The organism is Pseudomonas sp. PDM02 (assembly GCF_014852285.1).
Classification (GTDB): Bacteria; Pseudomonadota; Gammaproteobacteria; order Pseudomonadales; family Pseudomonadaceae; genus Aquipseudomonas; species Aquipseudomonas migulae.
The window spans coordinates 223,229-248,215 of sequence record NZ_JACVBL010000006.1 but is presented as its reverse complement, the minus strand read 5'-3'; the positions used below and the strand labels follow the sequence as shown (position 1 = coordinate 248,215).

The following is a 24,987-nucleotide window of genomic DNA, read 5'->3' as shown; positions in this document are numbered from 1 at the left end:
GAGTTGCGCGAGGTATGGATGAAGTGGATGGAGGTTCATCAGCCGGATGCATGAGCGCGAGACTGTTGCCCAGGCTGCAATACTGCATGTCTGGAATCGCTATTTTTCCTTTGGACTCAAGCGCTTATTCTTGTCGGGCTTTCACGGCAAACGGCCTGACAGCACACAGCGATGGCGTGCGGTCAGTCCGCGCCACTGGCGACAGATTTCAGATGTGTCGAAGGTTTCGACTCATCGCCCCGTGTTCACTGACGTTGATTTGTAGCTCCTTGATCCAACGTCTTACCTTGGCCGCTGCGTTTGCAGCGGCCTTTTTTATGGGCGATGGTTCTGGGGAGGCAGGACTCAGGCGAGCCCTGCGCGAGGCGAAGGAATCAGAGGGAATACTTCTGCAAGTTGCCCATCATTTCCTTCAGCGCCTCGATGTTGTCCTTTGGATGCGCTGCGCCTTCGAAGTCGCAGATCTGCTGCCAGTGCGCCGCCACATCTTCCGGTGAAAACCCGACCCGTGGATCGAACCCGGCGCCGAGGCTGCGCTCCCAACGCACCTTGCCCATCCAGCCGCCACCGACCTCAAACAGCCCCGAGGTTTCCTGGCAGTTTTCGCTGGCGAGGTACACCACCAGCGGGCTGACCAGTTCCGGCTTGAGTTGTTCGAACACTTGCGGCGGGATCAGGCCTTCGGTCATGCGGGTGCCGCCGGTTGGGGCGATGGCGTTGACCAGGATGTTGTTCTTGCGGCCTTCGATGGCCAGGGTGCGGGTCAGGCCGTAGAGCCCGAGCTTGGCCATGCCGTAGTTGGACTGGCCGAAGTTGCCGTAGATGCCCGAGGTCGATGCGGTGAAGATGACCCGACCGTAATTTTGCTCGCGCATATGAGGCCAGGCGGCGCGAGTAACTTTGTAGGCGCCTTCGACGTGGACGCGATAGACCAGGTCCCAATCGGCATCGTCCATTTTGTGGAAAGTCTTGTCCCGCAGAATTCCGGCGTTGTTGACCACTACGTCGACACGGCCGAAAACGTCGAGGGCGTTCTGGACGATTTTGTCGCCGTCGGTGACGGAGTCATGGTTGGCCTCGGCAGTGCCGCCGGCCTCACGGATTTCCGCGACTACGCGGTCTGCTGCCGAAGCGTTTGCACCTTCACCTTGCGCCGAGCCACCGAGATCGTTGACCAGCACCCTGGCGCCCTGTTTCGCGAACAACAGCGCATGAGCGCGGCCCAGGCCACCACCGGCTCCGGTGATGATCACGACTTTATCTTCGAAGCGCACAGGCTCATTCATTAGGGGGGACTCCAGCAGGCCGAGGGACAATAAGTCCGAGTCTCAGGCAAGGCGCTGCCGGTCACAATGAACACGGGGTAGGCTGAATGGTGCTCGATAAGGCGGGGGGATGATGAGCGCGAGGACCGAGTCACGGCCCATCGCCAGCAAGCCGGCTCCTACAGGACCGAGGTGTCCGCCAACTCATCAAACACCACAAAAACACTGTAGGAGCCGGCTTGCCGGCGATGGCAATCCGACAGGCACCACAAGCCTCGAGGACGCCATCGCCGGCAAGGATTGGGGTGAACACCACCTCACCAAACACCACAAAACCTGTAGGAGCCGGCTTGCTGGCGATGGCAATCCGACAAGCACCACAGGACGCATTCGCCGGCAAGGTTGCGGTGATGTCTACGAACAGGCCACTTTCAGCGGCGTTGAAATCAGCCGGTCGCGAAACGCCAGATAATGCTTGAGCACCTGAGCCGGTGCTTCGGTTTGCGGGTAATGGCCGATGCCGGGCAGCAGGACCGTGTCCGGGTTCGGGATCAGCTCCCGATAGCGTTCGACCATATGCCCGCCGGAGATCGGATCGACCTCGCCATCGATCACCCGCAACGGCACTTCACCGCGCTGCATGGCACTCACCCAACGCTCGCGCTGGACCCTGCGCTCGGGGATGTAGGCAATCAGCTTGTGCATGATCCGTGGCCCGTGATTGGTGTCGATCAGGCTCCAGAAATCATCCATCTCACTCTCGGTAGGACGGCTCTGCGGTCCGAAAATCTGGCGAAAACTCTTCACCAGCGCATCACGGGAAAACGCGCGGCCGATCATCCAGCCCAACGGGCTGAGCAACAGTTTTTGCATCAGTACCGGACGATGGGTTTCAGGAAACAGCCCCCCATTGAGGAACACGCAACTGGCGAGATGAATGCGCGCCTCGTAATGCCGGGCCAACAGTTCCTGAGCCACGCTGTCGCCATAATCGTGGGCAAGCACGTGCACCGGTTGCTCGACGTTCAAATGCTCCAGCAATGCCTGTTGCAGATCGGCCTGCTCCAAGAGGCTGTATTCATGATCCACCGGTTTGGCTGAATCGCCGAAACCGAGCATGTCGCAGGCAATCACCCGATAACGCTGGGCCAGCGGCTGCCACAGGTAGTGCCAGTCCCAACTGGCGGTCGGGAAGCCGTGAATGAGCAACAGCGGCTCACCCTGCCCTGCCGTCCAGTAACGCACCGTCTGATCACGAAAGTCGAACGTCTGGCTGCGCTTGCGCCAGACACACAGGGGGATCTCGGCGAGAGGCATCAGAGTTTATATCCCGCGTCTTGTTTATCGAGTTTGCGCAGCAGCGCCGGCCAGGCCAGCGCGCCGCCCATCCCTTGTGCACTTTTGGTGACGCCGGCGATCATCGCCTTGGCGCCCGCCAGAATCTGCGGTTCGATGGCGATGAGTTCCGCACCACCGTTCTGTGCCAGCACCTGGATTTCGCAGGCGCGCTGGAAGGTGAACATCATCAGGAACGTGTCGGCGATGGTGCCGCCGCAGGTCAGCAACCCGTGGTTGTGCAGCATCAGGAAATTGTTTTCACCGAGGTCGGCTTGCAGCCGCGCCTTCTCTTCGTGGTTCAGCGCGACGCCTTCATAGGCGTGATACGCCAGGCTCGACAGAACAAACAGCGACTGTTGGCTGATCGGCAAAACGCCTTGCTTCTGCGCCGACACCGCAACGCCGGCCGCCGTGTGCGTGTGCAATACGCAGACGACATCGTGCCGCACTTCGTGCACGGCGCTGTGAATGGTGTAGCCCGCCGGGTTGATCTCGTAAGGGCTGTCCATCAGCTTGTTGCCGGCCTGATCGACCTTGACCAGACTCGACGCGGTAATCTCGTGGAACATCAACCCGAACGGGTTGATCAGGAAATCTTCAGTGCCTGGCACCTTGGCGGAAATGTGCGTGAAGATCAGATCATCCCAGCCATGCAGGGCGACCAGACGATAACAGGCGGCCAGATCGACGCGGGTCTGCCACTCGGCGGCACTGACCTGGTCTTTGACACTGTGGGGCGATTGGACGGGGGCTACGCTCACGACAAGGAACTCCTGTTCTTATTGTTTTGCTCACGTTTAGCAGTCTAGTCAGCCCCCGGGGTTCATGTAGTTGCATTGGCAGCCAGCTTGATGACCTAGCGAGTCACTGCGCCAGACAGCTTGGATCCATGTCAAAGTACCGCCGCCAACAAGGGGTCAGCGAACCGGTTCTGCAGCCCCGAAGCGGCACAATCCTGGCTCGCCTTGCTTCGCGAATGGCCAGTCAGCCGCGCAGAGCGGTGACGAGTTCCGCCAGCCAGGGTTCGGCATCGGTTTCCGGGGTGACGCTTTCGCTGGCATCCAGGCGCAGCATCGGCAGCACTTCGCGGATGCCCAGTTCGCCGAACAGCTCGCGCATCAGCTCACCGCCGCCGCAGAACGTATCGCCGTAGCTCGCATCGCCCAGGCCGATCACCGCGCCCGGCAAACCACGCCAGGCGGCCGGCAATTGGTCACGAATGGCGAAATACAACGGTTGCAGGTTGTCCGGCAGTTCGCCCATGCCAGTGGTCGAAGTCACTGCCAGAAAGGCTTGCGGGCCAAACGCCTGAACATCGGCAAGGCTTGCGCGCGGGTTGTGAAAGGTTTCGAAGCCTGCGGTTTTCAAAATATTCGCAGCGTGGCGAGCGACTTCTTCAGCCGTGCCGTACACCGAGCCCGAAAAGATGGCGACTTTCATCAATCTGATCCTGAAGCTGAGTAAAAAGATGAGGGATATTAACAGCCGCAGCAAAAAAGCTGCGATTAGCTCTCATTAAGCATTGAAGGCCGCTAGAGTTCTTTTAGAATGCTGCGCTCAATCAATCTGGAAAGGATTCTCCGATGATCAACGCACAACTGCTGCAAATGGTGATTGACGCGTCCAACGACGGCATCGTGATTGCCGAAAAAGAAGGTGAACACGACAACATCCTGATTTACGTCAACCCGGCTTTCGAACGACTGACCGGTTACACCAGCGAAGAAATCCTCTACCAGGATTGCCGCTTTCTGCAATCAGGTGACCGCGACCAGGAAGCGCTGCCCTTGATTCGCAATGCGTTGAACAGTGGCGGCTCCTGCCGGGAAATCCTGCGAAACTACCGCAAGGACGGCACACCGTTCTGGAACGAGCTGTCGCTTTCTACGGTGAAAAACCCGAGTGACGGTCAGACGTATTTTGTCGGCGTGCAAAAGGACGTCACCGTGCAGGTCAAGGCGCAGCAGCGGGTAGCGCAGCTTGAAGCGCAAGTGGCAGAGCTTCAGGCCGAGCTCGCCGCGCTCAAACCGACGAACGGCGCAAACAAAACCGAGAATTGATTGTCATTAACTACAATCACCGATGACTTTGTTACTTTTCCTTTCGAGCCCATCATGCAGCGCGACGCACTCCTGACCCAGGATGAGCTGGATTTTATCCAGACCATGCAACACAACCCGCAACTCAATGTGCGGGATGCGACGTCGAGTCTGCTTGTAAATGGTGGTTCGCAAATCCGTGACTTGCTCACGCGCCTTGCTGCTCATGAGCAAGTCACGATCCAGGCCAACTTCGAAAATCAGCAAATGACCTTCCCGCTGCATCTGGTGGAAGACGAATTTCACGCGCTGCATTTACGCCTCGGCGTCCCCAGCATTTATGAAGACGGACCGTTGGTCCGGCCATGGCGCCTGCTCCTCGAAGAACCGGTCGCCCTGGAAAATGCCGCCGGCCATCCCGGCACGATGTGGGTGCATGAAGTGTCGTTCAAAGGGGTTTTGCTGGAAGTTCGCAACAAGACCAAACCGCCCAAGCATTTCGCGTTGTGGTTCAGCCCGTCAGGCTACGAACGTATCGCGTTGCGCGGCACCTTCGAGAGAGAAACCGAGAACGGCTTCTTTGCCTATCAGTTGAGTCAGAGCGACAAGGATGAAACCGAGCGCCTTCGCCAGTACATCCTTCAGCAGCATCGACTGACCCACCCGACCCTGCATCTGTGATTCAGGTATCCAGGTTGCCTGCCAGGAACTGTTTCAGGCGCTGACGCATCACCACTCCTTCGTTACCCAGGCAGCCAATGGACGATCCTTCCAGGCTCTCCTGCGACAGTTCCGACGCGTCACCGGCCAGCATCAACTGGCAATCCAGGCTCATCGCCAGACGATTCAAACGTCGCGGCAAATCGCTAGTGGGCGCGTGATTGGAAAACAGCACCAACGCCTGGGGCTTGACCCTTTCGCAGACCAGCGCCAGTTCATCAAAGGGCTGACCGACCGCCAGCAATTGAATGGCCGAATCGACACTGCTCAAAAACAACGCCGTGACCAACAGCTCGAGTTCGCGACATTGATCGTTCAGGGGACAGACAATCACGCGCCGTGGCTGCATGACGCGCACCAGCAGCAGCCGCTGTAACACCCGTGAACGCAAAAAACCGTCCAGGAATAGCCACTCGCTGGCCTGGCCGAACACTTCCTGACGTTGCAGCAATTGCTTCCAGAGTGGCATCAGAATGTCCTGAAACGCCACGGTCAGGGGGTAACTGGAAAAGATCTGCCCATAGACCTGCTCCAGTTGCACCTCATCGAACACGTTCACCGCCGCTTTGACTTGTTCCTGCCACTGCGCGTAGTCAGCCTGCACCAGTTCGTTGGGGATGATGTGCGACAACGCTTGAAGCGGGGCAGTCTTGGCCAGTATCTTGCCGACCTTGCTGACGGCGACGCCACGTTCGATCCAGCCCAGGATGCTGCGGACCCGCTCGATATCGGTCATTGCGTACAAGCGATGCCCGCTTTCGGTGCGCATTGGCTGAATCAGACCATAACGTCGCTCCCACGCCCGCAAGGTGACCGGATTGACGCCCGTCAGCCGTGACACTTCACGGATCGGAAACAGTTCTTCCTTTTCTATGGAAAGAGCACGCGGCAAACCAGCGACATCTTCAGTCAAGACAGGCATAGGGCAGTCAACGTCCGCGTATAAATTGGATCCCATTCTACCTCTCTTGCCCCATCACCATTCAATACATTGATGAACGACGATTGTCGCTGCCATAACCTGTAGAATCCGGACCAATCCTTGCTTGTTCCGAGACGCAGCCCATCACCCCGGCGCTGCGCCTGGCGAAACTCCTATCCGGAGTAACGCAATTGTCATACGGAGATACATAATGTCTACCTCCCCCGTCACGCTGATGGTTGCGCGCCGCGTCGCCGATGGGCGTTATCAGGACCTGATGGCCTGGTTGCGCGAAGGCGAACAACTGGCCACCGACTTCCAGGGTTATCTCGGCTCAGGCGTGCTCGCCCCGCCGCCCGACGATGACGAATTCCAGATCATTTTCCGCTTCGCCAACGCGCAGACCATGCACGCCTGGGAGCATTCGGCCTCGCGTACCGCCTGGCTCGCGCGCGGCAGCGACTTGTTTGCGCATAAGACGGAACATCGCGTGAGCGGCATCGAAGGCTGGTTCGGTGCTGCCGGCGCACGTCCGCCTCGCTGGAAACAGGCCGTGGCAATCTGGTTGGCGTTCTTCCCGGTATCGTTGTTGTTCAACTTCGTACTGGGGCCGTTGCTCGGCGAAATGAGCCTGTTGCCTCGGGTGTTCATCAGCACGCTGTGTCTGACGCCGTTGATGGTCTACCTCTTTATTCCGCTGTCGACCCGAGTGCTCGCCGGTTGGTTGAACAGCACGCCGACACGGCGATTACCTGTTGAACCCACCACCCAGAATCACTGACCGCCACCTGTAGGAGCAAGGCTTGCCCGCGAAGAACGATGACGCGGTTGAATGCCTGGACCGCGTCATCGTTCTTCGCGGGCAAGTCGGATCGCCGCATCGCTCGCTCCTACAAAAGCCACCTCACGGCTCGTCGCTGGTATAGTTTTGCTCTTACCGCGACGCGAGCCGTTCATGACCTCTTCATCCGCCCCGATCCTCATCACCGGTGCCGGCCAGCGTGTCGGCCTGCACTGTGCGCAGCGGTTGCTCGAAGACGGCCATGCGCTGATCTTCAGCTATCGCACTGAACGCCCCGGCGTACAGGCATTGCGTGATCTGGGGGCGACGGCAATCCTCGCCGACTTTTCCAGCGAGGGCGGGATTCTCGCCTTCATCAGCGAACTGAAAACCCACACCGACTGCCTGCGGGCGATCATCCACAACGCATCCGAATGGCTGGCCGAAACGCCGGACACCGACGCCGCAGCGTTTACCCGCATGTTCAGCGTGCACATGCTGGCGCCCTACCTGATCAACCTGCACTGTGCCGACTTGTTGCAACGCTCGACCCCGGCGGACATCGTGCACATCAGCGATGACGTCACGCGCAAGGGCAGCAGCAAGCACATCGGCTACTGCGCCAGCAAAGCCGGGCTCGACAGCCTGACCCTGTCCTTCGCGGCGAAGTACGCGCCTGACATCAAGGTCAACGGCATCGCTCCTGCCCTGCTACTGTTCAACCCTGACGACGACGCGGCGTACCGCGCCAAGGCTCTGGCCAAATCCGCATTGGGTATCGAACCCGGTAGCGACGTGATCTACCAAAGCCTGCGTTATTTGCTCGACAACCCTTATGTCACCGGCACGACCCTGACCGTCAACGGCGGACGGCACCTCAAGTAAGTTGCCCCGCGAGGATATTTCATGACGTTATCCCGGCCCCAGAACGCCCTGTCCCAGAACTACCGCGAGATCCTCATCGGCCTCGGTGAAAATCCCGACCGCGAAGGCCTGCTCGATACCCCGGCGCGCGCAGCCAAAGCCATGCAGTACCTGTGTCATGGTTACGAGCAATGTGTCGAAGAAATCGTCAACGGCGCGTTGTTCGCCTCCGACAACGATGAAATGATCATTGTCGACAACATCGAGCTGTATTCACTCTGTGAACATCACCTGCTGCCCTTCATCGGCAAGGCGCATGTGGCTTATATTCCAACGGGTAAAGTGCTGGGCCTGTCGAAGATTGCGCGGCTGGTGGACATGTTTGCCCGTCGCCTGCAGATCCAGGAAAACCTCACCCGACAAATCGCCGACGCGGTGCAACAAGTGACCGGTGCCGCCGGTGTCGCGGTGGTCATCGAGGCACAGCACATGTGCATGATGATGCGCGGCGTCGAGAAACAGAATTCGACCATGAACACCTCGGTGATGCTCGGCGCCTTCCGCGAGTCGAGCAACACCCGTCAGGAGTTCCTGCAATTGATTGGACGGAGCAAGTAGCAATGCCACAACTTCAACCAGGAATGGCACGCATCCGGGTCAAGGACCTGTGCCTGCGGACGTTCATCGGGATCAACGAGGATGAAATCCTCAACAAGCAGGACGTGCTGATCAACCTGACGATCCTGTATGCAGCCCAGGAAGCGGTGCGTGACAACGACATCGATCACGCGCTGAATTACCGGACCATCACCAAAGCGATCATCGCTCACGTGGAAGGCAATCGCTTTGCCCTGCTCGAACGCCTGACCCAGGAAATTCTCGATCTGGTCATGGCCAATGAGTCGGTGCTGTACGCCGAAGTCGAAGTCGACAAGCCCCACGCCCTGCGTTTCGCCGAGTCGGTGTCGATCACCCTGGCCGCGAGCCGCTGACCGCGTCTGGCGCATTGCTCGCCAGACTTTTATTATCTCGCGCACGACTGAGTAACACAGAGCCCATCATGACTGACCAACAACGCCTCGAACTTGAAGCCGCCGCCTTCCGCCGGCTGGTCGCGCACCTGGACAGCCGCAAGGATGTGCAGAACATCGACCTGATGAACCTCTCGGGTTTCTGCCGCAACTGCCTGTCCAAATGGTACAAGGCCGCGGCTGACGAACGTCAGATCGAGGTCAGCCTCGACGACGCCCGTGAAGTCGTCTACGGCATGCCGTACGCCGAGTGGAAAGCCCAATATCAGCAAGAAGCCAGCGCCGAGCAACAAGCGGCGTTCGCCAAAGGAAAACCCAATGAGTGATTTGAACACCCTGCGCGCCAGCCTCAAGAGCGGCGAACACGTTTTTGCCGACACCCTGGCCTTCATCGCCGCCGGTTACGACTACCAGCCACAGGCGTTCAACAACGGTGGCGTGGAAAACGCCGCCGGGCAAAACGAAGGTTCGTGCAAGACCCTGGGCCTGGCGCTGCTGGAAGGGTTGAGCGATGAAGAAGCGCTGTTGGCATTCGGCGAGCATTACCGCTCCGTCGTGGCCACCCCAGAAGGCAGCGATCACGGCAACATCCGCGCGTTGATTGCCCATGGCCTGGCCGGTGTGAAGTTCACCCAGCAACCCCTGACCCGCCGCTGATTTCTGAGCAACACCTCCCCCTGTAGGAGCCGGCTTGCTGCGGGCGGCGTTCCGACGATGGGTCCCTTGAGGCTTGCATCGCCCTTGAGGACGCCTTCGCTGGCAAGCCATGCTCCTACAGGTTCTGCGTTGTTTTGAATGAATTTGCACAACGCTCAAACCACATCCCGACTTTTAAGATTGACCCGGCAACTTTATTTCGTTTGCCCGGCACCACTGCTCGCGGCTTAGATAAAAAGAAGCCTCCCTTCTTCAGAGTCGGTCATCCATGAGCAGCGAAACCATCAGCCGGTCGATCAACATCGTGCACCCTGTCACGCTCAGCCACGGCAAAAACGCCGAGGTCTGGGACACCGAGGGCAAACGCTACATCGACTTTGTCGGCGGCATCGGCGTGTTGAACCTCGGCCATTGCCACCCGCGCATCGTCGAGGCCATCCGCGAACAAGCCACCCGGTTGACGCACTACGCGTTCAACGCCGCCCCGCACGTGCCTTACCTCGAACTCATGGAGCGTCTGGCCGCGTTCATCCCGGTGGATTACCCGGTCAGCGGCATGCTCACCAACAGCGGCGCGGAAGCGGCGGAAAACGCCCTGAAGATCGTCCGGGGCGCGACCGGTCGCACGGCCGTCATCGCTTTCGACGGCGCCTTCCACGGGCGCACCCTCGCCACTCTCAACCTCAATGGCAAAGTCGCGCCCTACAAACAGAAGGTCGGCGTGTTGCCCGGTCCGGTGTTCCATTTGCCCTACCCGAGCAAGGACAACGGCGTGACCTGCGCCGAAGCGTTGAAGGCGATGGATCGGCTGTTCAGCGTCGAGATCGATGTCGACGACGTGGCGTGCTTTATCGTCGAGCCTGTGCAGGGTGAAGCCGGTTTCCTGACGATGGATGTCGAGTTCGCTCAGGCCTTGCGCAAGTTCTGTGATGAAAAGAACATCCTGCTGATCGCCGATGAAATTCAGTCCGGCTTCGGCCGCACCGGCCAGCGGTTTGCGTTCTCGCGACTGGGCATCGAGCCGGACCTGATCCTGCTGGCCAAAAGCATTGCCGGCGGTATGCCGCTGGGGGCGGTGGTCGGGCGCAAGTCGCTGCTCGACACTTTGCCCAAGGGCGGACTGGGCGGCACTTACTCGGGCAATCCGATCGCCTGCGCCGCTTCGTTGGCGACGCTGGATGAAATGACCGACGCCAACCTGCACGCCTGGGGTTCGCAGCAGGAAGAAGCGATCGTCAGCCGCTACGAAGCCTGGCGAGCCAACAAGGTTTCCCCTTATCTCGGACGCCTGACCGGTGTCGGCGCCATGCGCGGCATCGAACTGGCCAACGCCGACGGCACACCCGCCCCGGCGCAGCTGACACAGCTGTTGGCCCTGGCCCGTGAAGCGGGGTTGCTGCTGATGCCTAGCGGCAAGTCGCGGCACATCATTCGGCTACTGGCGCCGTTGACCACGGAGGCGGCGGTGCTGGAAGAAGGCCTCGACATCCTGGAGGCGTGCCTGAAAAAGCTGACCTGATCACTGTAGGAGCCGGCTTGCTGGCGATGCAGTCGACTCGGTATGACAGGAGCACCGCGCCGCCTGCATCGCCAGCAAGCCGGCTCCTACAGGACAAGCAAAATGAGCGGCACAAAAAAAACCGGCCGAAGCCGGTTTTTTCATTTCAACAGAATCAGAACGAAGCGTTCTGCAGACCATCGAGGTAACGCTCGGTGTCCAGTGCCGCCATGCAGCCGGCGCCGGCCGAGGTGATCGCTTGACGGTAAACGTGGTCAGCCACGTCACCGGCAGCAAAGATGCCTTCAACGTTGGTCGCGGTCGCATTGCCTTCACGGCCGCCGTGCACCACCAGGTAACCGTCTTTCAACGTCAGCTGGCCTTCGAACAGCGAGGTGTTCGGGGTGTGGCCGATGGCGATGAACACGCCGTCGACTTTCAGCTCGTCGAAGCTGCCGTCGTTGTTCTTCAGGCGAGCACCGGTCACGCCCATGTTGTCGCCCAGGACTTCGTCCAGGTTCGAGTTCAACTTCAGGATGATCTTGCCTTCGGCAACACGAGCGTTGAGCTTGTCGATCAGGATCTTCTCGGCGCGGAAGGTTTCGCGACGGTGGATCAGGGTCACGGTGCTGGCGATATTGGCCAGGTACAGGGCTTCTTCGACAGCGGTGTTACCGCCACCGACCACGGCCACTGGCTTGTTGCGGTAGAAGAAACCGTCGCAGGTCGCGCAGGCCGAAACGCCTTTGCCCATGAACGCTTCTTCCGATGGCAGGCCCAGGTAACGAGCGCTGGCGCCGGTGGCGATGATCAGGGCGTCGCAGGTGTAGGTCGCGCTGTCGCCAGTCAGGGTGTACGGCTTGGCGGCGAAGTCCACGGCATTGATGTGATCGAAAACGATCTCGGTTTCAAAGCGCTCGGCGTGCTCACGCATCCGCTCCATCAACGCCGGGCCGGTCAGACCGTGGACATCGCCCGGCCAGTTGTCGACTTCGGTGGTGGTGGTCAGTTGACCGCCGGCTTGCATACCGGTGATCAGCAGTGGCTTGAGGTTGGCACGGGCGGCATAGACCGCGGCGCTGTAACCGGCAGGGCCGGAACCGAGAATAATCACTCGCGAATGACGGACTTCAGACATGACCTGCTCCTGTTGACCGGCCCGGAATACCTGGCGCGGAACGCCGGGTTGCCGGCGGGAATAAAAAAGGACCGTTGAAAGCACTTGGGGAAGGCTTGAACTCGACAGTCCTGTAAAAAGATTGGGTGCAGCGTATCGAGGGGGCGAAGATTAAGGAAATACGGTTTAACAATCCAGCTCATAGGCGGTCTCTATCCCGTCACGGCCAATATATAGACGCCTTTGTTACTGTTGATGTCGATGCTGCGACCGCGCTTTCGCCCGTAAGGCAAAGCCGGTAAGGTCGGCGCGTTTCCCTTCTGCTCGGAGCTCGATATGCCCGCCCCTGTTCTGTCCGGCCCGCAATACCTGCGCGAAGGCCTCAAGCTGGTCCTCAGCCCCAGCCTGCGTTTATTCGTGTTGCTGCCGCTGGCAATCAATCTGGTGCTGTTCGTCGGATTGATCTATCTGGCCGGCCATCAATTCAGTCTGTGGGTCGATACGCTGATGCCGTCCCTGCCCGACTGGCTTAGTTTTCTCAGCTACATCCTCTGGCCGATTTTCGTGGTGCTGGTGGTGTTGATGGTGTTCTTCACCTTCACCATGCTCGCCAACGTCATCGCTGCGCCGTTCAACGGTTTTCTCGCGGAGAAAGTCGAAGTGGTGGTGCGCGGCACCGACGACTTCCCGGCTTTCAGCTGGAGTGAACTGATCGCCATGATCCCGCGCACCCTCGCCCGGGAAATGCGCAAACTCGGCTACTTCCTGCCGCGGGCGATCGGGCTGTTCATCCTCTCGTTCATCCCGGTGGTGAACATCATCGCCGCGCCGCTGTGGCTACTGTTCGGCGTATGGATGATGGCGATCCAGTACATCGACTACCCGGCGGACAACCACAAGCTGGGCTGGAACGAGATGCTCGCCTGGCTGCGTGAGAAGCGCTGGCAGAGCATGAGCTTCGGCGGGAGTGTTTACCTGGTGCTGCTGATTCCGGTGGTCAATATCCTGATGATGCCGGCGGCAGTGGCCGGCGCGACATTATTCTGGGTGCGAGAGCGTGGAGTAGAAAACCTCACCGCCAAACTTCGTTAGGTACTTGCTTTTCGTTGTTATCCACGCGCGGCAATAACTGTGCCCAGAATAATCAGGCCAACGCCCATTGATTTCTGGAGTGTCATTGGCTCACTTAGAATCCAACCACTTAAAAGCAAAACGACAACGAAGTTCAAGCTCATAAATGGATAGGCGTGACTAAGATCAAACTTGGTCATCGCCGCCATCCAGGCTAACGATGCTAAAAACCCCGCTGCGAACCCTGAAACAATCGCCGGATCCAAAAACAGCAAAAAAAGAAATTTGATTTTTTGAGTTGTGTCAGAGGGGAATGCACCGTAGTGAGAGATTCGCCATTTAAGAATAAGTTGCCCATAGACGGTCAGCAGGATGGTTGCAAATATATACACATAATCGAATATACGAGCCATCAGCCTCTCTCCAGCACAGCCAGGCCGAAGCCGGTTTTACCATAGCCATTACCGTTATAAAGCATGTACCGACTTCCCTTATGATCAAACACAAACGGGTATTCGATCATCTCGCTATCCCAGCCTTCCGATGAAACATCGATAGCGGCTTCCTCCAGCGCCAATCGCCATTGCTTGCCTTCGTCAGTGGTTGCGTAGCCGATACGATAGGTTTCCCCGGCTCCGCTGCGATAGGAGAACCACATCTCCAATCCACCCAGATGGTTTTTTGCGACGGTTGGGCGCGAAAACGCCTGAGCGACTCCAAGTTCGAAGGGGATTGCCAAGCCGTTACGCTTCCAGTTTTCGCCATCAAGGGAATGCGCCGAGTTGATCACATGAATCATTTCTCCGTTACCCGAATCCCAAGTACGGGTCGATCCATACCACATGTCATATCCGCCGTTTCCGTCTTCACGCACCCACGGGTAAGAAAGGCTTATAGGATCGTCTTTATCAGCGCTCATGAACGGATTTTTGCTATCAAGCGTCAGCGTAGTATCCGCATTGACAACTAACCTGCCGACATCCCCCCTCCAATGCTGATCAATTGGCGCCTGCCACCCCATGAAAAGCATGTATTGCACGCCATCCACCGTGTAGCAGTTACCAATGCTTATACCATCAGCGTAAAAACTGCCTTTCGGTCCGTGTTCCATGAAAGGTGAAGGGTGTTCTTTGATGATTTTTCGTTTTTCAATATCGATATCCACAGCCCCAACGGAGGAGCGGTTATCAGAATCCCGACCACTGAAAAATACCCGAAAGACATCATCGTGCAGATGTACCGGTAACGGGTTGGCGGCATGAGATAGTAACTTGGGATGACGCGAATCACCCTCGACAAAAAATAATTGCCCGAGCTTTTTCCATGTCGACTTCATAGTTTTCTCAGCTTGCTGCTGGGAACTTTAGAGCGCTCAGTCGCCGTGCCGATAAAGACACCCTCCTGTTCAGCGTTTGCTAACAGCAGTGCACCTGCACCAACGACGCACTTGTCCTCGACCGTTATATGATCGCGAAGAGTCGCATTGACCCCGATAAAACACTGCTCGCCGATATGCACACCACCAGAAATCACTACATGGGATGCGATAAACGTATGATCCTGAATCGTAGAGTGGTGACCAATATGGTTACCGCTCCACAAAGTAATATTATTGCCAATATTAACGAATGGCTGAATGGTATTGTCTTCAAGAATAAAACAATTGTCGCCAATCCGGCCTTCATTGAGCACCGTGGCATGACTGCTTATGTAACTGGCAAGCGTGTAGCCGAGCGCCTTGGCTGCAAGATATTTTTCTTTGCGCACTGCATTGAGCTTCGAGTAGCTCAGGGCAATAAACAGCTCATGACTGTGCGTTGGATAGTGCTCGGCTACGTCTTCGAATGCAACGACTGGCAGACCACAGAAAGTAGGCGCCTCGATATAACTACCGTCCACAGTGAAAGCAACAATCTCATAAGCGGAGTCTGTACTAAAATAAAAGTGGGCCAGCTGCGCAATATCGCCAGAGCCGAAAATCACTAATTTTTTTTTCATCACATTTTCCTTACAAGAATAGTGAATTCGTACAACCCATAATCGTGCAGAAGGGCTACATGACGAGAGTAACGCCGTTTGCATATATCAAATAACAGGCAAGGATCGGCGTAGTACAGATCATCTCGCTTCTTATCTTCGTCAGAGTAGGAGGTGAGGCAATTAAAAGAGAACCCCAGACGACTTGTTCGATCCAGAACATCCAGTGTTTTTTCAAGATAGCTCAGCCACTCGTCGTCTGAGCGACCCAGGCGAACATTAAAAATACCACTGGCAACGCCATAGTCAGCGACAGAGTCGGGCTCGGACCCGGCAATGAATCGAACACCGGACAGTTTTGCGTAACGCTGTTCGGCGGCCTGAATCATCTCTTTTGAAACATCTATACCAAGATATGAAAATTTCTGAGGCTTGTTATTTAAGTAGTCAACCAGCGCACCGTAGCCACATCCCAGATCATTGACAGTACAGTCCTGCGGGCCATCGATTACTTTGCAGAGTTGCTCGAAACGCAGCGCCTGGCCCTGTTCACCATTCCAGTCCACCCCATTCGGTGTCTCGCCATGCAGTGCAAGCTTGCTCGAGTAATAGCTCGCTACTTCATCAAGGAGCTCAGTTTTGTCGCTGTGCATAAATCTGCCTCACGATAGTGTAGGGGCGCTGTTTTGACTCGGAAAATATCTTGGAAAGATAGATCCCCACGACACCGATAAACGAAATTATCATGCCGCCAAGTAGCCAGATAGAGGCCATGACCGACGTCCAGCCGCTCATTGGCTTTGCGAGAAACATCCAGTGCGCTGTCAAATATAGAATATAAAGTAGTGCGAAAAACGAAATAGACACACCTATATAAAAAATACCAATCAATGGCGCATTGCTGAACGATGTTACCGAATTCACCAATATAGACATTTTTCTTCTGAGTGTATAAGTCGTCTGACTGGTACTGCTCTTTTTGACCGTCTGCGGCTGCTGTTCAAACCCGGTAATATGCCAAAGACCGGCAATAAATACCTCTCGTTCCTTATGGCGCAGTAAAGCGTCCACGTAGCGACGAGTCATTAATCTTGCAGTGACAATATTCTCTGGCAGGGCGAGTCCAGTCAGGGCTTGAAAGAAACGATAGAACCACCGGCCGCTCCATCGCTCAAACCAGCCGCCTTTGCGCTGCTCCTGCACTCCGTAAACAACATCACAGGCGGTCTGATTGATTTGCTGGTCAAAGCTGAGCAAACACTCCGGCTCTTCTTCCAGATCGCTGTCAATCAGGAATATTTTTTCGCCTTTTGCGTGGGAGAGCCCCGTCATCATGGCCTTATGATGGCCGAAATTACGGGAGAGATCGATAAGTACGACATGATGGTCTCGTTCAGTGAGCGAGATGGCGATATCAAGACTGTTATCGGGAGATCCATCATTCACCAGCAGGATCTCATAATCATCCCCTGCAAGCGTCATCGCGACAGCACTCACGCGCGAATGAAACTCCTCTATGTAAGAGGCTGACTGATAAAGAGTGGCTACGATTGAGAGCTTCATGGAGCAACATGCCTCATTTGGCGATGAGCGTCTTTTCCACAATTAAAAAGCAGGTCAAGGACCGTGACGCCATGGGTAAACTCGCCCCATAACTGCGAATACTCCGGATAACCTGAGTAATCGAACCAGGTTAACTTTATATTCATCGCTTCAAATACAGCTTCATCAACGTAGTCCTTGGCAGATGGCCCGGAGACGTACTCGCTCCCCCCAGCCTGTGCACAAAGATTGGCAAGGCGTTCCGTCTTACCGTCGACCAACTCATAATCCGATGAACGACTAATAACTGTCTTGATTTCCAGGTAATCGCAAATAGCCTGAATAAATCGCTGATTAAGCTCTGAAATATGAGTATAACTTTCATTCAGATAAAGCGGCTCAAGCCATTTTGCAATTTCATTGAAGTGCGGAGCGCGACTGTAATTTTGAACCAGAGACTTCCAATGTGAAGCGGCCCAGTCAACACCATCTATCTCAGTTTCCCTGATCTTCTGATGATATTTTCCTTTCACTAAAACTGGCACGGTCAACCATTGCACACCTTGCGGGGTTTTAATCTGATTACGATTTCGCCAATCACGCCGAGTATATTGCATGTCATCATAGAGAATGAACTCATCCACTGATGCGATCATGTCAAAATACCCTTTCCAAGGGATGTAGTTGGATTGAAGTATCGCGACTTTTTTCAACGCACTGTTCCCTGGCGACGGTGAATCTTCATTGAGAAATGTAATTGTGAAGTAGAACGAGCACTTAGACGCACAGCAATATCACTACACAATTTTTAAGGCTGTCATATTAATCTGCAATGGGGGGAAGCGTCACCCTTTTCATGGTTTTTTGCCTCAGCAAACGCTCGAACGAGTTAACGTTTTGTGGACGCGACGCTAGCCCACGCCCATCCTCAGTCGCCCGACAAATGACATTCAATGCTCGCGCGGTCACAAATCCATCATCAAAACGCCACAACGACGACATGGCCCCAGCCGACACTGAGGTCATGACGACAGCTCTGCATATCACCCTGATCACCGAAACCTTCCCTCCCGAAATCAACGGCGTGGCCAATACCCTTGGCCGCTTGTGCGACGGTTTGCGCGCGCGCGGGCATCAGGTTGAACTGGTGCGGCCACGCCAGGGTTGCGATCAGCAGCTGGGCAGCGACGATGAATTGCTGCTGTGCCGGGGCTGGCCGCTGCCGGGGTATCCGGGTTTGCAATGGGGTCAGTCGTCGATGCACAAGCTGCTGCGACGCTGGAAGCGCCAGCGCCCGGACGTGCTGTACATCGCCACGGAAGGACCGCTGGGCTTGTCCGCGTTGCGCGCGGCACGGCGCCTGGGGATTTCGGTGGTCAGCGGTTTTCACACCAACTTCCAGCAGTACTCCAATCAGTACGGGCTCGGATTGCTCACGCGTCTGCTGACCCACTACCTGCGCTGGTTTCACAATCGCTCGACCCTGACGCTGGTGCCGAGTGTCAGTCAGCGACTGGAGTTGGAGCGCCGGCATTTCGAGCGGCTGGCATTGCTGTCCCGTGGGGTCGACAGTCAGTTGTTCCACCCGACCAAACGGCTGCAATCGTTGCGTGAGCAATGGGGCCTTGGCGAGAAGGACATCGCAGTCATCCACGTAGGACGCCTGGCACCGGAGAAGAACCTTGGTTTGCTCAAGCGTTGTTTCGACACGTTGAAAGCGACTTATCCACAGCGAATCCTAAAGCTGATCATCGTCGGTGACGGTCCGCAACGAGTGGCCCTGGAACAGGAACTGCCCGAAGCGATTTTCTGCGGCACTCAGCGCGGCGAGGCCCTGGCCAGCCACTATGCGTCAGGGGATGTGTTTTTGTTTCCGAGCATGACCGAAACCTTCGGCAATGTGGTGCTTGAGGCACTCGCGTCAGGGTTGGGCGTGGTGGCTTACGATCAGGCTGCGGCGGCGCAGCATATTCGCCATGGCTACAACGGCGTGCTGGCGATGCCGGGGGATGAGGAAGCGTTCAGCGATGCCGCGGTGTGGCTGTTGGAGAAGCGCGAAACCTTGCGATGCGTAAGGCTCAATGCGCGCCAGCATGCGAGTCGGCAGGGTTGGGCAGCGATTATCGAGCAGTTCGAGGGGCAGTTGCGGGGGGCTTGTTCGCAGGAACAGGTTTTGCCTGATGTGGCTTTGTTGCCTTAAAAGCTTCGCGGGCAAGCCTCGCTCCTACAGGATTTGAGTCGATCCGAATTATTGTGTACGACTCAAATCCTGTAGGAGCGAGGCTTGCCCGCGAAGAGGCCTTTCCAGTCGCCGCTTAAACCAGCGTCATCAACGCCTCACGACTGAACGGCAGGATATCTCCCTCACGACCGTCACGCACTTTCTGCGCCCAGTCCGGGTCCACCAGCAGCGCACGCCCCACCGCCACCAGATCGAACTCGTCGTTGTTCAAACGCTCCAGCAGTTTTTCCAGGCTGGCCGGCTGCGCGATCTTGTCGGTGTTGACCATGAATTGCAGGAACTCGCCATCCAGGCCGACGCTACCCACGGTGATGGTCGGCTTGCCGGTCAGTTTGCGCGTCCAGCCTGCCAGGTTCAGCTCGGAACCGTCGAACTCCGGCTCCCAGAAACGGCGCGTCGAGCAGTGGAAAATGTCCACGCCAGCGTCGGACAAAGGCTTGAGGAACTCGCCCAAGGCCTCCGGTGTTTGCACCAGACGCGCGGTGTAATCCTGCTGCTTCCACTGAGAGAAACGGAAAATGATCGGGAAGCCTTCACCAACTGCCGCACGCACCGCCTGAATCAGTTCGATGGCGAAACGCGAACGGTTCGCCAGGTCGCCACCGTATTCATCGGTGCGCTGATTGCTGCCTTCCCAGAAGAACTGGTCCACCAGGTAGCCATGGGCGCCGTGGATTTCCACGCCGTCCATGCCGATGCTTTGCGCGTCTTTGGCGGCTTGAGCGAACGCGGCGATCACGTCCTGGATATCCTGTTTAGTCATGCCGTGAACCACGACCTGACCGTCCTTCAGCTTTTCCGACGGACCGTAACCCGGCACGCTGGCGTCAGGCTCGGTGCCGATGCGACGCACGCTGCCGACATGCCAAAGCTGCGGAACGATCTTGCCGCCTTCGGCATGCACTGCGTCGACGACTTTCTTCCAGCCGGCCAGCGCGGCTTCACCGTAGAAATGCGGCACGTTCGGGTAGCCGTTGGAGGCCTTGTGGCCGACGGTGGTGCCTTCAGTGATGATCAAGCCCACGCCGGCGGCGGCGCGACGACGGTAGTACTCGATCACTTTGGAGTTGGGTACGCCACCCGGCGAAAACGAGCGGGTCATCGGCGCCATGACGACACGGGTCGGCAGTTCGAGGGTGCCGAGGTGGAACGGTTTGAACAGGGCTTTGACAGGCATGGGACGCTCCACGGGAATAGACTTTATGACGGCGATAATATGGAGTTGGGAACGCCTTGAATAGCACTATTGATTTTGGTGATTAAGGAATAAAAGGTGGAAAGCATCGTAGGAGCGAGCGGGCGGCGCTCCGACTTGCCCGCGAAGGCGGTCGGTCAGTCGACATCATTACTGACTGACCTGACGCCTTCGCGGGCAAACCTCGCTCCTACAGGGGGGGGATTTCAGCTCAGGGCTTTTTCGATTGCCTGAATGACAGTGGGATCATCCGGCGCCGTACGCGGTGAGAACCGTGCCAGTACGCGACCGTCCTTGCCGAGCAGGAATTTTTCGAAGTTCCAGGTGATATCACCCGGGAATTCAGCCCCCTCGCCCGCCAGCAGGCGGTACAACTGATGACGCTCATGACCGTTGACTTCCAGCTTGCTGGACAACGGAAAGGTCACGCCATAGTTGAGGCTGCAGAACTCCTGGATCTCTTTCTCGGTACCCGGTTCCTGTCCGGCAAACTGGTTGCACGGCAAGCCCAGCACGCTGAAGCCTTTACCTTTGTATTGCTGGTAAAGGTTTTCCAGCGCCGCGTATTGTGGGGTCAAGCCACATTTGGAGGCGACGTTGACCACCAGCACGACATGCCCCTTGAAGGGCGCCAGAGGTAGCTCCTGACCATCCAGGCCTGTCAAATTAAGGTCGTGAAAAGCACTCATGACGTACTCCAGATTCCCGTGTTCTTCTCGAAACAGCCTCTTGGTGAGGCCACCAAGGACAGCCGCGGACTAAAAAGGCGCCCTCGGGCGCCTCTCCAGTTCTCTGAGCTTAGCGCAGAAAATCAGTGGTGATGGCCACCTTCGCCATGGACGTGACCATGAGCGATTTCTTCCTGGCTGGCGTCACGGATGGCGATGATCTTGACCTGGAAGTTCAGGCGCTGACCGGCCAACGGGTGGTTGCCGTCGACGGTGACATCGTCGCCGTCCAGATCGCGAATGGTCACGATCTGCATTTGGCCGTCTGGTGCGGAAGCGTGGAACTGCATGCCCACTTCCAGCTCGTCGACGCCTTCGAACATGCTGCGGCTCAGCGTGCTGACCAGTTCGGCAGCGTATTCGCCGTAAGCGTCTTCAGGTTCAACGGCCACGGTCAGCTCGTCGCCGACTGCTTTGCCTTCCAGAGCCTTTTCCAGGCCCGGAATGATGTTGCCTGCGCCTTGCAGGTAGACCAGCGGCGCGCCGCCGGCGGAGCTGTCGATGACCTCACCAGCGTCGTTGGTCAGGGTATAGTCGATGGAGACAGCCTTATTGGCGGCGATCAGCATGGGGCGAGACCTTTTGCATAAGAATTTAGAAAGGCCAAGTTTAGCGAAGCAATCGTCCGAAAGCGAACACAACCCGGACAGACGGAATGCGGCGCCAGGCTCGACGGTCACAGGTTTCCATCAGGACGAGGACGGGCATTGGGTGGCCGAGCTGTCCTGTGGCCACACGCAGCACCTGCGCCACCAGCCACCGTGGCAATCGCGCGCCTGGGTCATGGACCCACTGCTGCGTCATGAAAAAATAGGTCAGCCCTTTGAATGCGGTTGGTGCGCACAAGGCTCGGTTAGCGATAACCTTGGCGACTGAATTTCGGTAGATCGTCAGCTATAGATGATCACCTTTGTCATGCTCCCTTAGAGAATCCGCATGCAAACTTTTTTTATCGCGCCCACCGATTTTGGTGTGGGTCTGACCTCCATCAGCCTCGGGCTGGTGCGCACCCTCGAGCGGGCCGGCCTCAAGGTCGGCTTTTTCAAACCGATTGCCCAACCGCATCCTGGTGATACCGGGCCGGAGCGCTCCACCGAACTGGTGGCGCGAACCCACGGTTTGAAACCGCCGCAACCGCTGGGCCTGGCGCACGTCGAGCGCATGCTCGGCGACGGCCAGCTCGATGAGTTGCTCGAAGAAATCATCACGCTCTATCAGCAAGCGGCCATCGGCAAGGACGTCCTGATCGTCGAAGGCATGGTCCCGACCCGCAGCGCCAGTTACGCCGCGCGGGTCAATCTGCATTTGGCCAAGAGTCTGGATGCCGACGTGATTCTGGTTTCGGCACCGGAAAACGAAGTGCTGACCGAGCTCTCCGGTCGCGTGGAGTTGCAGGCGCAGTTGTTCGGCGGGCCGAAAGACCCGAAAGTCCTCGGCGTGATCCTCAACAAGGTCAAGACCGACGAGAGCATGGAGGCCTTCGCCTCGCGCCTCAAGGAGCATTCGCCGTTGCTGCGCAGCGGTGATTTCCGCTTGCTCGGTTGCATCCCGTACCAGCCGGAACTGAACGCGCCGCGCACCCGCGACGTGGCCGATCTGATGGGCGCGCAAATCCTCAATGCCGGCGACTACGAAACCCGGCGCATGACCAAAATCATCATTTGTGCGCGCACCATGCGCAACACCGTGGAGCTGCTCAAGCCCGGCGTGCTGGTGGTGACGCCCGGAGATCGCGACGACATCATCCTCGCCGTCAGCCTCGCCGCCATGAACGGCGTGCCGCTGGCCGGCCTGCTGCTGACCAGCGACACCCTGCCCGACCCGCGCATCATGGACCTGTGCCGTGGCGCCTTGCAGGCCGGTTTGCCGGTGTTGTCGGTGAGCACCGGCTCCTACGACACCGCGAACCAGCTGAACGGTTTGAACAAGGAAATCCCGATCGACGACCGCGAGCGTGCGGAGATCATCACCGACTTCGTCGCCAGCCACCTCGACGCCAACTGGCTGCACCAGCGTTGCGGCACGCCTCGGGAAATGCGCCTGTCGCCTGCGGTGTTCCGTTATCAATTGATCCAGCGCGCCCAGGCCGCCAACAAACGCATCGTGTTGCCCGAAGGCAGTGAGCCGCTGACCGTGCAAGCCGCGGCAATCTGCCAAGCGCGCGGCATTGCCCGTTGTGTGTTGCTGGCGAAACCGGCGGATGTCGAGGCCGTGGCGCGTGCCCACGATATCGAACTGCCGCCAGGCCTGGAGATTCTCGACCCGGACCTGATTCGCGAACGTTACGTCGAGCCGATGGTTGCGCTGCGCAAGACCAAAAGCCTCAACGCGCCGATGGCCGAGCAGCAACTGGAAGACACCGTGGTGATCGGCACGATGATGCTGGCGCTGGATGAAGTCGACGGCCTGGTGTCCGGTGTCATTCACTCCACCGCCAACACCATCCGCCCGGCCTTGCAGTTGATCAAGACCGCGCCGGGCTGCACCCTGGTGTCGTCGGTGTTCTTCATGCTGTTTCCCGAAGAGGTGCTGGTCTACGGCGACTGCGTGATGAACCCGCACCCGAGCGCCACGGAACTGGCCGAGATCGCCCTGCAAAGTGCGGACTCGGCAGCAGCGTTCGGCATTACGCCGCGCGTGGCAATGATCAGCTATTCCAGCGGCGAATCGGCCAGCGGCGAAGAGGTCGAGAAGGTCCGCGAGGCGACGTTGCTCGCCCACGAACAACAACATTCGCTGCTGATCGACGGTCCGTTGCAGTACGACGCCGCCGCCAACGAAACCGTTGCCCGGCAACTGGCGCCGAACAGTCAGGTCGCCGGCCGCGCCACGGTGTTTGTGTTCCCCGACCTGAATACCGGCAACACCACGCACAAAGCCGTGCAGCGCAGCGCCGACTGCGTCAGCCTCGGCCCGATGCTGCAAGGCCTGCGCAAACCGGTGAACGACCTGCCGCGTGGCGCGCAAGTCGACGACATCGTGTACACCATCGCGTTGACCGCGATTCAAGCTGCCAACCGACCTCTGGATGTTTAAATGCTGGATTTCCTGCCTGCCGCCGCACGCGGCGTGATTGCATCGTTGTTGCTGGCACTGAATACGATTCTGCTCTGCTCGTTTCTGTTCTGCGTGGCGATTTTCAAGGTGTTGCCGTTCGCCCTGACCCAGCGTTTCACACGCTGGCTGATGAACCATACCCATGAAGCCTGGATCAGCAACAACAAGGCCTGGATGAACCTGGTCCGCCGCACCCGCTGGCACCTCAGCGGCCTTGAAGGGCTGGACTATCAGCACTCGTACCTGATCACCAGCAACCACCAGAGCTGGGTCGACATCATGGTGTTGCAGTACGTGCTCAACCGTCGTATCCAGCCGCTGAAGTTCTTTCTCAAGCAAGAGTTGATCTGGGTGCCGGTGATTGGCCTGGCCTGGTGGACACTGGGCTTTCCGTTCATGAAGCGCTATTCCAAGGCTTACCTGGAAAAGCACCCGGAGAAGAAAGGCAAAGACCTGGAAACCACGCGCAAGACCTGTGCGAAGTTTCGCGATAACCCGGTGGGAATTTTCAATTTCGTCGAAGGCACGCGCTTCACCGAAGGCAAGCATGCGCAGCAGAAATCACCGTTCAAGTACCTGCTCAAACCCAAGGCCGGTGGCATTGCGTTTGTGCTGGACGCGATGGGCGAACAGCTGGAGTCGATCGTCAACGTGACGATTCACTATCCGGGCGGGCGTCCGGGGTATTGGGATCTGTTATGCGGGAACGTTGCGGACGTGGTGGTGCACTTTCAGGAGTTGAAGATTCCGCCGCAGTTTATTGGCAAGAACTACGACCAGGATGGGGAGTATCGGTTGCAGTTTCAGGGGTGGATCAATCAGCTTTGGTTAGACAAGGATGCGCTGCTGACGCAGATGCATCGCGAATACCCCGATAAACACTGACCTACTGTGGGAGCCAGCCTGCTGGCGATAGCGGGTTCACATTCAGCAGATTTATTGC

The 24,987-nt window shown here is 57.6% G+C and carries 29 protein-coding genes; 14 read left to right on the top strand and 15 right to left on the bottom strand.

Translation table 11 applies throughout. The features are described from left to right. Positions 1–374 precede the first annotated feature (374 nt). From IB245_RS12890 to IB245_RS12875, 4 genes are all read right to left on the bottom strand, one after another. The gene (locus IB245_RS12890) at positions 375–1,286 is read right to left on the bottom strand and encodes an SDR family oxidoreductase (protein ID WP_008026988.1); all 912 of its coding nucleotides are present in this window, start codon (positions 1,284–1,286) and stop codon (positions 375–377) included. Positions 1,287–1,679: 393 nt separating this feature from the next. Next, positions 1,680–2,582 (bottom strand): alpha/beta fold hydrolase, encoded by a 903-nt coding sequence (locus IB245_RS12885; protein WP_192227750.1) that lies wholly within the window; start codon positions 2,580–2,582, stop codon positions 1,680–1,682. Continuing rightward, positions 2,582–3,364, bottom strand: a complete 783-nt coding sequence (locus IB245_RS12880) for a class II aldolase/adducin family protein (RefSeq protein WP_008026984.1) — start codon at positions 3,362–3,364, stop codon at positions 2,582–2,584. Before IB245_RS12880 ends, IB245_RS12885 begins: the two co-directional genes overlap by 1 nt. A gap of 223 nt (positions 3,365–3,587) precedes the next feature. After that, entirely contained in the window at positions 3,588–4,043 is a 456-nt protein-coding gene (locus IB245_RS12875) for a flavodoxin (protein WP_008026983.1), read from the bottom strand. Between the two features lie 143 nt (positions 4,044–4,186). Between IB245_RS12875 and IB245_RS12870 the strand changes: the two genes are divergently transcribed. Then, the gene (locus IB245_RS12870) at positions 4,187–4,663 is read left to right on the top strand and encodes a PAS domain-containing protein (protein WP_192227749.1); all 477 of its coding nucleotides are present in this window, start codon (positions 4,187–4,189) and stop codon (positions 4,661–4,663) included. A 54-nt stretch (positions 4,664–4,717) separates the two neighbouring features. Continuing rightward, the gene (locus IB245_RS12865; RefSeq protein WP_192227748.1) at positions 4,718–5,323 is read left to right on the top strand and encodes a hypothetical protein; all 606 of its coding nucleotides are present in this window, start codon (positions 4,718–4,720) and stop codon (positions 5,321–5,323) included. A 1-nt stretch (position 5,324) separates the two neighbouring features. Here IB245_RS12865 and IB245_RS12860 read toward each other — a convergent pair whose 3' ends face one another. Continuing rightward, complete coding sequence (locus tag IB245_RS12860) at positions 5,325–6,320, bottom strand: MerR family transcriptional regulator (protein WP_192227747.1); 996 nt, start codon at positions 6,318–6,320, stop codon at positions 5,325–5,327. A gap of 175 nt (positions 6,321–6,495) precedes the next feature. On the opposite strand from IB245_RS12860, the gene IB245_RS12855 reads away from it, so the two are divergent. From IB245_RS12855 to IB245_RS12825, 7 genes are all read left to right on the top strand, one after another. Continuing rightward, on the top strand, positions 6,496–7,065 hold the full coding sequence (locus IB245_RS12855; RefSeq protein WP_192227746.1) for an antibiotic biosynthesis monooxygenase: 570 nt from the start codon (positions 6,496–6,498) through the stop codon (positions 7,063–7,065). A gap of 174 nt (positions 7,066–7,239) precedes the next feature. Beyond that, positions 7,240–7,950, top strand: a complete 711-nt coding sequence (gene folM / locus IB245_RS12850; RefSeq protein WP_008037344.1) for a dihydromonapterin reductase — start codon at positions 7,240–7,242, stop codon at positions 7,948–7,950. Between the two features lie 21 nt (positions 7,951–7,971). Further along, complete coding sequence (gene folE, locus IB245_RS12845; protein ID WP_008026971.1) at positions 7,972–8,547, top strand: GTP cyclohydrolase I FolE; 576 nt, start codon at positions 7,972–7,974, stop codon at positions 8,545–8,547. Positions 8,548–8,549: 2 nt separating this feature from the next. Further along, positions 8,550–8,921, top strand: coding sequence for a dihydroneopterin triphosphate 2'-epimerase (gene folX / locus IB245_RS12840; protein ID WP_008026970.1), 372 nt, complete (start codon positions 8,550–8,552; stop codon positions 8,919–8,921). A 68-nt stretch (positions 8,922–8,989) separates the two neighbouring features. Then, on the top strand, positions 8,990–9,286 hold the full coding sequence (locus IB245_RS12835) for a DUF1244 domain-containing protein (protein ID WP_008026968.1): 297 nt from the start codon (positions 8,990–8,992) through the stop codon (positions 9,284–9,286). Further along, on the top strand, positions 9,279–9,617 hold the full coding sequence (locus IB245_RS12830; protein WP_008037347.1) for a HopJ type III effector protein: 339 nt from the start codon (positions 9,279–9,281) through the stop codon (positions 9,615–9,617). Before IB245_RS12835 ends, IB245_RS12830 begins: the two co-directional genes overlap by 8 nt. A 268-nt stretch (positions 9,618–9,885) precedes the next feature. Continuing rightward, positions 9,886–11,136 (top strand): aspartate aminotransferase family protein, encoded by a 1,251-nt coding sequence (locus IB245_RS12825; RefSeq protein WP_192227745.1) that lies wholly within the window; start codon positions 9,886–9,888, stop codon positions 11,134–11,136. Positions 11,137–11,290: 154 nt separating this feature from the next. Here IB245_RS12825 and trxB read toward each other — a convergent pair whose 3' ends face one another. After that, the gene (gene trxB / locus IB245_RS12820; protein WP_008026963.1) at positions 11,291–12,253 is read right to left on the bottom strand and encodes a thioredoxin-disulfide reductase; all 963 of its coding nucleotides are present in this window, start codon (positions 12,251–12,253) and stop codon (positions 11,291–11,293) included. Between the two features lie 315 nt (positions 12,254–12,568). Here trxB and cysZ point away from each other — a divergent pair, with 315 nt between their 5' ends. Further along, on the top strand, positions 12,569–13,324 hold the full coding sequence (gene cysZ, locus IB245_RS12815) for a sulfate transporter CysZ (protein ID WP_192227744.1): 756 nt from the start codon (positions 12,569–12,571) through the stop codon (positions 13,322–13,324). A 17-nt stretch (positions 13,325–13,341) separates the two neighbouring features. Here the strand turns inward: cysZ and IB245_RS12810 are convergent, their stop codons facing one another. The 6 genes from IB245_RS12810 to IB245_RS12785 are packed head-to-tail and all read right to left on the bottom strand — an operon-like array spanning position 13,342 to position 17,535. Beyond that, positions 13,342–13,716 carry an EamA family transporter gene (locus IB245_RS12810; RefSeq protein ID WP_192227743.1) on the bottom strand — a complete coding sequence of 125 codons (375 nt, stop codon included), beginning with the start codon at positions 13,714–13,716 and terminating at the stop codon, positions 13,342–13,344. Further along, positions 13,716–14,639 (bottom strand): hypothetical protein, encoded by a 924-nt coding sequence (locus tag IB245_RS12805; RefSeq protein ID WP_192227742.1) that lies wholly within the window; start codon positions 14,637–14,639, stop codon positions 13,716–13,718. Before IB245_RS12805 ends, IB245_RS12810 begins: the two co-directional genes overlap by 1 nt. Further along, positions 14,636–15,301: an acetyltransferase gene (locus IB245_RS12800; RefSeq protein WP_008037353.1), complete on the bottom strand. Its 666-nt coding sequence runs from the start codon at positions 15,299–15,301 to the stop codon at positions 14,636–14,638. The genes IB245_RS12805 and IB245_RS12800 overlap by 4 nt, the downstream gene beginning before the upstream one ends. Continuing rightward, complete coding sequence (locus IB245_RS12795) at positions 15,301–15,933, bottom strand: class I SAM-dependent methyltransferase (protein WP_008037355.1); 633 nt, start codon at positions 15,931–15,933, stop codon at positions 15,301–15,303. The genes IB245_RS12800 and IB245_RS12795 overlap by 1 nt, the downstream gene beginning before the upstream one ends. After that, on the bottom strand, positions 15,914–16,843 hold the full coding sequence (locus IB245_RS12790) for a glycosyltransferase family 2 protein (protein ID WP_192227741.1): 930 nt from the start codon (positions 16,841–16,843) through the stop codon (positions 15,914–15,916). Before IB245_RS12790 ends, IB245_RS12795 begins: the two co-directional genes overlap by 20 nt. Next, complete coding sequence (locus IB245_RS12785) at positions 16,840–17,535, bottom strand: WbqC family protein (protein ID WP_032832353.1); 696 nt, start codon at positions 17,533–17,535, stop codon at positions 16,840–16,842. Before IB245_RS12785 ends, IB245_RS12790 begins: the two co-directional genes overlap by 4 nt. A 287-nt stretch (positions 17,536–17,822) precedes the next feature. Here IB245_RS12785 and IB245_RS12780 point away from each other — a divergent pair, with 287 nt between their 5' ends. Further along, a complete protein-coding gene (locus IB245_RS12780) occupies positions 17,823–19,022 on the top strand; it encodes a glycosyltransferase family 4 protein (protein WP_192227740.1) in 1,200 nt (399 codons plus the stop codon). A 115-nt stretch (positions 19,023–19,137) separates the two neighbouring features. Here IB245_RS12780 and IB245_RS12775 read toward each other — a convergent pair whose 3' ends face one another. From IB245_RS12775 to IB245_RS12765, 3 genes are all read right to left on the bottom strand, one after another. Further along, entirely contained in the window at positions 19,138–20,241 is a 1,104-nt protein-coding gene (locus IB245_RS12775) for an NADH:flavin oxidoreductase (RefSeq protein WP_008026958.1), read from the bottom strand. A 224-nt stretch (positions 20,242–20,465) separates the two neighbouring features. Continuing rightward, positions 20,466–20,948, bottom strand: coding sequence for a glutathione peroxidase (locus tag IB245_RS12770; protein ID WP_008037360.1), 483 nt, complete (start codon positions 20,946–20,948; stop codon positions 20,466–20,468). 122 nt (positions 20,949–21,070) lie between these two features. Continuing rightward, complete coding sequence (locus IB245_RS12765; protein WP_008026954.1) at positions 21,071–21,556, bottom strand: FKBP-type peptidyl-prolyl cis-trans isomerase; 486 nt, start codon at positions 21,554–21,556, stop codon at positions 21,071–21,073. On the opposite strand from IB245_RS12765, the gene IB245_RS12760 reads away from it, so the two are divergent. From IB245_RS12760 to IB245_RS12750, 3 genes are read left to right on the top strand one after another with little or no spacing between them, the layout of a single operon-like run. Then, a complete protein-coding gene (locus tag IB245_RS12760; protein WP_192227739.1) occupies positions 21,525–21,863 on the top strand; it encodes a DUF3565 domain-containing protein in 339 nt (112 codons plus the stop codon). The two genes, IB245_RS12765 and IB245_RS12760, sit on opposite strands and share 32 nt — an antisense overlap. Positions 21,864–21,923: 60 nt before the next feature. Continuing rightward, entirely contained in the window at positions 21,924–24,023 is a 2,100-nt protein-coding gene (gene pta / locus IB245_RS12755) for a phosphate acetyltransferase (RefSeq protein WP_008026952.1), read from the top strand. Continuing rightward, positions 24,024–24,929: an acyltransferase gene (locus IB245_RS12750; RefSeq protein ID WP_192227738.1), complete on the top strand. Its 906-nt coding sequence runs from the start codon at positions 24,024–24,026 to the stop codon at positions 24,927–24,929. The last annotated feature ends 58 nt before the right edge of the window (positions 24,930–24,987 follow it).

Bases quoted from the DNA above. Each gene is read 5' to 3' on its own strand.
- IB245_RS12890 (WP_008026988.1), bottom strand. From the start codon at position 1,286: ATGAATGAGCCTGTGCGCTTCGAAGATAAAGTCGTGATCATCACCGGA.
- IB245_RS12885 (WP_192227750.1), bottom strand. From the start codon at position 2,582: ATGCCTCTCGCCGAGATCCCCCTGTGTGTCTGGCGCAAGCGCAGCCAG.
- IB245_RS12875 (WP_008026983.1), bottom strand. From the start codon at position 4,043: ATGAAAGTCGCCATCTTTTCGGGCTCGGTGTACGGCACGGCTGAAGAA.
- IB245_RS12870 (WP_192227749.1), top strand. From the start codon at position 4,187: ATGATCAACGCACAACTGCTGCAAATGGTGATTGACGCGTCCAACGAC.
- IB245_RS12865 (WP_192227748.1), top strand. From the start codon at position 4,718: ATGCAGCGCGACGCACTCCTGACCCAGGATGAGCTGGATTTTATCCAG.
- IB245_RS12860 (WP_192227747.1), bottom strand. From the start codon at position 6,320: ATGGGATCCAATTTATACGCGGACGTTGACTGCCCTATGCCTGTCTTG.
- IB245_RS12855 (WP_192227746.1), top strand. From the start codon at position 6,496: ATGTCTACCTCCCCCGTCACGCTGATGGTTGCGCGCCGCGTCGCCGAT.
- folM (WP_008037344.1), top strand. From the start codon at position 7,240: ATGACCTCTTCATCCGCCCCGATCCTCATCACCGGTGCCGGCCAGCGT.
- folE (WP_008026971.1), top strand. From the start codon at position 7,972: ATGACGTTATCCCGGCCCCAGAACGCCCTGTCCCAGAACTACCGCGAG.
- folX (WP_008026970.1), top strand. From the start codon at position 8,550: ATGCCACAACTTCAACCAGGAATGGCACGCATCCGGGTCAAGGACCTG.
- IB245_RS12835 (WP_008026968.1), top strand. From the start codon at position 8,990: ATGACTGACCAACAACGCCTCGAACTTGAAGCCGCCGCCTTCCGCCGG.
- IB245_RS12830 (WP_008037347.1), top strand. From the start codon at position 9,279: ATGAGTGATTTGAACACCCTGCGCGCCAGCCTCAAGAGCGGCGAACAC.
- IB245_RS12825 (WP_192227745.1), top strand. From the start codon at position 9,886: ATGAGCAGCGAAACCATCAGCCGGTCGATCAACATCGTGCACCCTGTC.
- trxB (WP_008026963.1), bottom strand. From the start codon at position 12,253: ATGTCTGAAGTCCGTCATTCGCGAGTGATTATTCTCGGTTCCGGCCCT.
- cysZ (WP_192227744.1), top strand. From the start codon at position 12,569: ATGCCCGCCCCTGTTCTGTCCGGCCCGCAATACCTGCGCGAAGGCCTC.
- IB245_RS12810 (WP_192227743.1), bottom strand. From the start codon at position 13,716: ATGGCTCGTATATTCGATTATGTGTATATATTTGCAACCATCCTGCTG.
- IB245_RS12805 (WP_192227742.1), bottom strand. From the start codon at position 14,639: ATGAAGTCGACATGGAAAAAGCTCGGGCAATTATTTTTTGTCGAGGGT.
- IB245_RS12800 (WP_008037353.1), bottom strand. From the start codon at position 15,301: ATGAAAAAAAAATTAGTGATTTTCGGCTCTGGCGATATTGCGCAGCTG.
- IB245_RS12795 (WP_008037355.1), bottom strand. From the start codon at position 15,933: ATGCACAGCGACAAAACTGAGCTCCTTGATGAAGTAGCGAGCTATTAC.
- IB245_RS12790 (WP_192227741.1), bottom strand. From the start codon at position 16,843: ATGAAGCTCTCAATCGTAGCCACTCTTTATCAGTCAGCCTCTTACATA.
- IB245_RS12780 (WP_192227740.1), top strand. From the start codon at position 17,823: ATGGCCCCAGCCGACACTGAGGTCATGACGACAGCTCTGCATATCACC.
- IB245_RS12775 (WP_008026958.1), bottom strand. From the start codon at position 20,241: ATGCCTGTCAAAGCCCTGTTCAAACCGTTCCACCTCGGCACCCTCGAA.
- IB245_RS12770 (WP_008037360.1), bottom strand. From the start codon at position 20,948: ATGAGTGCTTTTCACGACCTTAATTTGACAGGCCTGGATGGTCAGGAG.
- IB245_RS12760 (WP_192227739.1), top strand. From the start codon at position 21,525: ATGGAGACAGCCTTATTGGCGGCGATCAGCATGGGGCGAGACCTTTTG.
- IB245_RS12765 (WP_008026954.1), bottom strand. From the start codon at position 21,556: ATGCTGATCGCCGCCAATAAGGCTGTCTCCATCGACTATACCCTGACC.
- pta (WP_008026952.1), top strand. From the start codon at position 21,924: ATGCAAACTTTTTTTATCGCGCCCACCGATTTTGGTGTGGGTCTGACC.
- IB245_RS12750 (WP_192227738.1), top strand. From the start codon at position 24,024: ATGCTGGATTTCCTGCCTGCCGCCGCACGCGGCGTGATTGCATCGTTG.